Source organism: Psychromonas sp., from assembly GCF_047632995.1.
In the GTDB taxonomy this organism is placed as follows: Bacteria; Pseudomonadota; Gammaproteobacteria; order Enterobacterales; family Psychromonadaceae; genus Psychromonas.
Genome location: NZ_JBLIEK010000143.1, coordinates 1 through 7198, shown reverse-complemented (window position 1 = coordinate 7198; position 7198 = coordinate 1). Strand labels below are relative to the sequence as shown.

General features: G+C 41.3%; 6 protein-coding genes. All 6 read right to left on the bottom strand.

Annotation, left to right across the window (positions count from 1 at the left end):
* On the bottom strand, positions 1–549 hold a 549-nt coding region (locus tag ACJAT7_RS16590), incomplete at its 3' end, for a response regulator (protein ID WP_415227916.1).
* Between the two features lie 157 nt (positions 550–706).
* Entirely contained in the window at positions 707–1165 is a 459-nt protein-coding gene (locus ACJAT7_RS16585; protein WP_415227917.1) for an REP-associated tyrosine transposase, read from the bottom strand.
* 159 nt (positions 1166–1324) lie between these two features.
* A complete protein-coding gene (locus ACJAT7_RS16580; RefSeq protein WP_415227915.1) occupies positions 1325–3724 on the bottom strand; it encodes an ABC transporter permease in 2400 nt (799 codons plus the stop codon).
* Between the two features lie 8 nt (positions 3725–3732).
* Complete coding sequence (locus tag ACJAT7_RS16575; RefSeq protein WP_415227914.1) at positions 3733–4449, bottom strand: ABC transporter ATP-binding protein; 717 nt, start codon at positions 4447–4449, stop codon at positions 3733–3735.
* 100 nt (positions 4450–4549) lie between these two features.
* The gene (locus ACJAT7_RS16570; protein WP_415227913.1) at positions 4550–5992 is read right to left on the bottom strand and encodes a serine hydrolase domain-containing protein; all 1443 of its coding nucleotides are present in this window, start codon (positions 5990–5992) and stop codon (positions 4550–4552) included.
* 465 nt (positions 5993–6457) lie between these two features.
* Positions 6458–7198 (bottom strand): glycoside hydrolase family 3 protein (locus ACJAT7_RS16565; protein ID WP_415227912.1); only part of this gene is annotated, 741 nt, incomplete at its 5' end.

Below are 7198 nucleotides of genomic sequence, written 5' to 3'. Positions count from 1 at the left end.
TTCCCCAGTCAGTAAAATACTGATATCGGTTGCTGCAAACTGCTTAAGTTGCACCATTAACTGCTGCATCGCCATTGAGTTAGCAACAGGGTGAATATTCCCCCCCTGCCCCAATGCATTTTTCAGCAGTATATTTTCAGCGGTCAGTTTTTTTGCTCTTTGTTGTTGCGCAGCCAGCAACAGTTGCTGGTTCAAAATCGAGATCAAGCGTTCATTGTCCCAAGGTTTCTGCACAAAATCACCGGCCCCCTGCTGCATCGCGGTGACCGCCAGCTCAATACTTGCCCAGCCTGTCATCACCACAATAGCTAAATCTTCATCCAGCGTTTTCAGGGTTTTAATCAGGGCTACCCCCTCTTCTCCTGAGGTGGTGTCTTTGGCATAATTGAGATCCATCAACACCAGGTCAAATTGCTCATGTTTTACAAAATACTCTACCTCTTGTACAGAGTGTGCAAAAGTTAACTTAAATGGCTGACTTTTTAGCAGAAACCGTAAACTGGTTAAGATGCCGCTATCATCATCAGCAATCAGTAACTTTTTAATCATTTAACACTCCTTATTCTGAACGTAATGCATGGGCGGGTTCAAATTTTAAAACACGTTTTAACGGGAACAATACCGCAGATATCATCACCAGCATGATAAGAGTAAATATCCCATGCCCCGCCTTCTCGTTCCCATGCTCTGCGTGGGAACGTCGTTTTCAGCAAGCTTTATCGACGTCAAGCAGACCCACTTCACCGTGATAATCACGCGCACTGGAATAACGCCAATGCACAGCTTTATCAACATAACCACGTTTAACTGGGTTGTGGTGAATATATTCAATTTTCTGTAACATCATCGCTTCACTCTGGATCAGTTCAGGGTGAACGCCCTCTTGCCAAAATTGATATTGGCGATCTGTTTTATGCACCTTTTTGTAAAACGCCAACTGCTCTAAAATCGTCCTGACATTATGCTGCTCAAGATAAGCAATTAATTGCCTTGCGGTGAACGACTTAAAACGCGCTATATCTTTGTTAAGCTGAGCGCTTTGCATAATTAGGTGTAAATGATTTTCCAAAATAACATAAGCGTAGACTTTTAATCCTTCTTTCATCAAAAATCGTAATGAGTCCAGAATAATATCAACCGTCTGCGGTCGCGTAAAAACAGGGATTCAATGAAGTACCGTTAACGTAACAAAATGCACACCATCTGCTTGAGTGATTTTATAACGACTGCGCCCCATAATTCTCTCCTTTTTTTGTTCAGCTATGCATTACCACGCGGAGCGTGGGAACGAGTCGCCAGTAACTTTTTAATCATTTAACACTCCTTATTCTGAACGTAATGCATGGGCGGGTTCAAATTTTAAAACACGTTTTAACGGCAACAATACCGCCGATATCACCACCAGCATGATAAGAGTAAATATGCTCACAAAAATAACCAGCATGATAGTAGATGAAACAAGGAATTGCGGTAATACCCAGTAACAAACAGATGCACCAAGCAGCAGACCTATCGATAACCCTATGATTAACTGCATACTGGCTTGTTTAAGAAAATAGCTAACTACCTGTAAATTGGTTGCCCCTAAGGCGCGGCGAATACCAATTTCACGTAAGCGTTGATAGATACTATTTGCAGTCACCCCGTAGATGCCTGAAGCGGTTAAGACCAACGTAATAAAACCTAAGATAGCAAATAGTTTTGCACCAAAGACCATAGCCGACATATATTTAGCAAGTAGTGCGTCATAGGCCATGATCATAAAGGGCGGGATATTCTTATCTAATTGATACATCACCGCATCAATCTCAGCAATAACCGTCTCACGACTTCCACTATAATCTACAGTCACTTGGTTAAACAGATGATTAAATTGTCTGTTTGCCAGATAGATACCGCCATAATTTGATGCGGTATTAAATGTCGCACCATGGTGAATATGCGGCACAACACCAATAACTTCAACCCTTATCGCTCGCGATACAGGTACAGACACCAATTTACCTAACGGATCTTCATTCGGCCATAACTGTTTTGCCAATGAGCTGCTAATAACGGCAACTTTTTTACTCTGAATCGTATCGTCCTTATTAATTAAGCGCCCGGCAATGGGTTTTATTTTCACCTGCGCAAAATAATCACTGTTTATATAGATAAGATTAGCGAAGATATTATCTAATTGATAACTCTTATAATGGGGGTTTATTTGCGTTACCCATGCATCACCACCCGGCGAAGCACTGCCATAAGAGATATTATTGATCTCCGGAATCGCTTCCAGTTGCTTCTCTAACTTCTGTAGATACAGGCTACGTGTTGCTGTTGACTCATAATTTGACCATGGAAACTGCAAACTAAAGGTAAGCAAATTTTGCTTATCATAACTTTTATTTAACGCCGTTGATTGATAGGTATTAATAATTAACATTGTCGCGATAATTAATACTAAGGTGGATAAGGCAACTTCAACTGTTAACAATATTTTACTTAAACGTCCAACCCGTGCATTGGTAGCACCACGACTGCCCTGACGTAACAGAGCATTAAAGTCGCCGGATGTCACTTTCCAAGCCGGGAAAAAGCCAGAAACAATTATAGTAAAAATCACCACAATAACAGCCGCAATCACGGTATTACTATCTAAACCAAAGACTAACCAATAGAAAGGTTTTATAAAACTCATCTGTGCAAATATTGGTGTGGTTAACTGCAATGCCCAACTCACCAGCATTAAAGAAAATAAGCCACTGACGACACAAATAATGGTGCTTTCCCACATCATCTGCATAATGACACGATAACGCGGCGCACCTAATGCACGTCGCACAGCAGTTTCTCTGGAGCGTTCAATCGCCTTAGAGAGTAATAAACCGGAGACATTGACGCAGGCTAATAATAAAACAAATATCGTGACCCCCAATAACGCCCATACAGCGGGCATGGTAGCTTCGCCAACCAACTGTTTTTGAAAGGTTTCAGCGTAAGCATTAGTACCATAATTAGTACTTGGGTATTTTCCGGCAAGCCCTGCCATTATATTATTGAGATCTTCATTAGCAGCGACAAGTGAAACGCCCTCTTTGAGCTTAGTAAACGCGCCAAGGGTCCAATTAGTGCCTCTGTGCATGCCATTTCGACTCAATGGTAACCATAGATCTGCTGATAAAGGAAAACTAAAGCCTTTTGGCATCACACCGATAATTGTAACTTGTGAATTTTCCATTTGAAGGAATTGACCAATTACGCCCTTATTTTTATTAAAGTGGTCAACCCATAAATCGTAACTAATAATTGTTCGAGCGCCTAGTTGCGCATCTTTTTTATCAAAGGTGCGCCCTAACAAAGGTTTAACCTGCGTAAAATCAATACCACCGGGTTCAATACCCGCAGCAAAATAGCGACGAGAAACTTTGTCGATAGTGATATTTTTATTTGTTGAATAAAAATAGTGCAATTTCTCAAAGCTTCTGTTTTCAGACTCAATGATTATCAGATCTGCCGCATTTAATTGCCGATAATTACTACGCGTGCCATTAGTGACTTTATCCAGCACCACCACATTTTCACTATCAGCAAAGGGAAGTGGTTTAAAAACTATGGTATTTAAAAAACTGTACATATAGAGGCTAATAGCTAAACCACAGGTCATCACAACAATAGTTAACGCGGTGAATGCTGGCGCTTTTAGCAATAACCTAAGCGCATATTTAAAATCGGTCCACATAATCGCCCCTAGGCACTTTTAACTGCTGAAATTTGTTTACTATCATCAACGAGCTTGCCATCAAAGAGTTCAATGATACGTTGTGCGCTTGCCGCACTCTGTTGATCATGGGTCACCATGCAGATAGTCGCCCCCTCTTCATGCAATGCTTTAAGCAATCTCATCACACTTTGCGCATTACTTGAATCAAGGTTTCCTGTTGGTTCATCAGCAAAAATAATGGCTGGGGATGCAACAATGGCGCGCGCAACCGCAACACGCTGCTGCTGTCCCCCGGAAAGCTGCGACGGAAAATGGCCGGTTCTATGACTCATATTGACTTTATTGAGTGCCTTATTAACCAGTTCGGAAATTTCACGACGGCTTTTATCGCCGCGGTAGGTCAGCGGTAAGGCGACGTTTTCAGCTACCGTCAAGTCGCTGATTAAATTGAAAGATTGAAAGATAAATCCCATCTCGCGATTACGAATGACAGCACGTTGCGCAGCAGCAATAGTACTGACATCCTGCCCATTTAAGATAAATTGGCCGCTTGAGCCATTATCTAACAGGCCTAATATGGACAACAGGGTTGATTTACCACAACCGGAAGGACCGGCGATAGAGACAAATTCACCGCGATTAATTTGTAAACTAATCGCTGCCAAAGCATGGGTTTCTAACTCTTCGCTATAAAATATTTTACCGATATCTTTTAATTCAATTAATGGCTGATTGTTCTTCATCGTTTATCCCTAATTTTGCCGCAGCTTTTCTCTCGTTCCCATACTTTATCGACTTCACCGTTATGCATTACCACGCGAGGCGTGGAAACGAGGTGACTTATTAATCTACAAATGCAGGAATGATAAAGTTCCTCAGCATCTCGTTCACTTTTCCACGAGAGTCATAGTTTGATGCGCTAGTGACAACCACCAAGTCTAACTCTTTCATGATCACAATCTCCTGCCCACCCCAACCGCTTGCATGAACATAGGGATAGTTTGTTACATTATCCAAAACAAACGCATCATCATGCAACCAGAAGTAGCCATATTTGCTATTATAAGTATTAATAGTGCGATCGCGAGAGTCAGCTACCCATTGTTTATCAATTAACTGCTGACCTTGCCATTGACCATCATCTAACATTAACTGCCCCACTTTTAACATATCTATCGGACGCATCATGCCGCCACCAGCCGTATTGGTTTTGCCATCTTTTTGTTTATGCCAATAAGCATCTTCGAAACATAATGCCTTTAAAGGGCCATTCTTTGCATAATCAGCGGCAGTAGGTTGTTGTGATAGATTACTGATAACAGTGCCCACCACAGAAACATATCCGCCACTATAGGAAAAATCCTTACCCGGTTCGTGCTTCATCGGCAAAGATAAGACAAACGCAACAGCATCATCACTTTCCATCTCTTTACTTCGTGTGTTAGCTGGATCAGTATAAGGTACACGCCACTCATTCCACTCAATGCCGGCGGCCATATCCATAAAGTTTGCTAAGGTGATCTTGGCTTTGTCGCCCGTTAGCAACTGTTTATATTCTGGAAGATACTCGACGATAGGCGCGTTAACATCGGCAATTTTGCCCTCTGTAATTAAACTGCCAACCAATAATGAAGTTAAACTTGTACCCACGCCTTGTATTTGATGCGGGTCATTGCGGCTATAACCATTAAAATACTGTTCAACAACTAACTTACCATCTTGATAAATTATCAAGCTATCCTGCTCACCCCACCCATATCTTTCTGATTTTATCTGCTTGATCAGTGTTTCAATTTTTTCTGGATTTTTACTGTTTTCGCTCAAAGACTGAAGTGAATAGTTGTCTTGGCAACTTTGCTTTTCTGTCTGACTAAAATCGCTAGCCCCAAATTTTTCATAAAGAAAGGCGCTATTTTGTGTATCAAGATTAATACGCTTAAACTCATAACTCTGCCCGTCTACCCTTCCGGTACCTCTTTGGAACTTACCATTTTCAAAGTCACTGAATTGTGCGGTTAAATTCCAGCTATCTATTTTAAAACCATATTCATCATTAATATCAATCTCAGTGATCCCCCAAATATTTTGAAAATAAAGTTTATTATCACGCTCAATAACAAAAACGTTATTGGAATCATCCCACTTTTCTTGATAAGCACCGCTGTAACTCGATAATGACACCTGCTCTGGTGTTGGTTTTGTGTTGTTCAGCGCACAGCCACTGATAATGAAAGAGGTTAACAAACAGCTCAATAATATAATATGTTTAGTCAATATCTTCGGCATAATTTTTCCCTGTTAATATATCCATAAAATAAACAGCTAACACTGCTTCTAATTAATTTCACTTTAACTTTAAGTTAGCACAAACCATGCCACTGGCGTAACGCGTTGTTAATAAAGGAGATAGATGTTTTTACATTAACAAGGAAGCGGTTTCTAATCCCATAATTGAGATGTTAAATTCCCAATATCGAGACAGAAAAAAGCCCCATTAAAAAATGAGGCTTTGATTGTTATGCATTACCACGCGGAGCGTGGGAACGAGTCATAATTGAGATGTTAAATTCCCAATATCGAGACAGAAAAAAGCCCCATTAAAAAATGAGGCTTTGATTGTTATGCATTACCACGCGGAGCGTGGGAACGAGTCAAAAGACCGGGGCAAAAGTCATCGGGAACAGGCTGTTAATCTTGATATCAAAATTAAAGACCTGTCCCGTCAACTTGCTTTCCCTACCACGCTAGGTATTAGTCAAACGGCGAAAAAATATTATTTGATATAAAACACCCGGGTGAAAAGTTAAGCGTCCCCCAAGTAGTGGCAGGTTTATTTGGGAGGTTATCCGATATTTGCAATGTATCAGCAAATGTTAAACCATAACCCACTGGAAACAGCGCATTTGAGGCCTCGCTCGGTGAGCCGGTGCAATCATAGGCAGGCCAATTGACACTCAGACGACCGTTGATTGGTGACTCACCAAAGAGTCCATCAGCGACGCCGCCACCTTCCGTTCCCGGTAGCCAGGCCACCACAAAACTTGTTGCTTGGTTAATTTGTGGATTCATCCACAGAGGTCTTCCACCGAGATAGACAACAACAATGGGCAGATCAGGCTGTTTAGTTCGTAGTTTTTCTAATGCGTTGGCACCTTTACTTAATGGTTGCTGTGCAAATGATGTGCCTAGCCAGGGTTCAATATCGCCATTGCCTTCTGCATAGAAGCGCTCAGATAAAACAATTATTGCTGCTGAAACATCGTTTTGCATTGCGAAATTATAGGAAGTAAACACTTGTCCACCTTCAGGCTTAACCAGTGATTTAATGCCGGATAAGATAGTTTCACCTGCGGGATGAAACATCTCCTCCCAACTGTAACCTTGCCAATCTAAAGACCAGCCACCTGCTTGTCGCGAGATATTGTCACCGTTAATCACTAAATATTTTTTAGATTTACTTAAAGGTAATAGCTGATCACTGTTTTTTAGCAT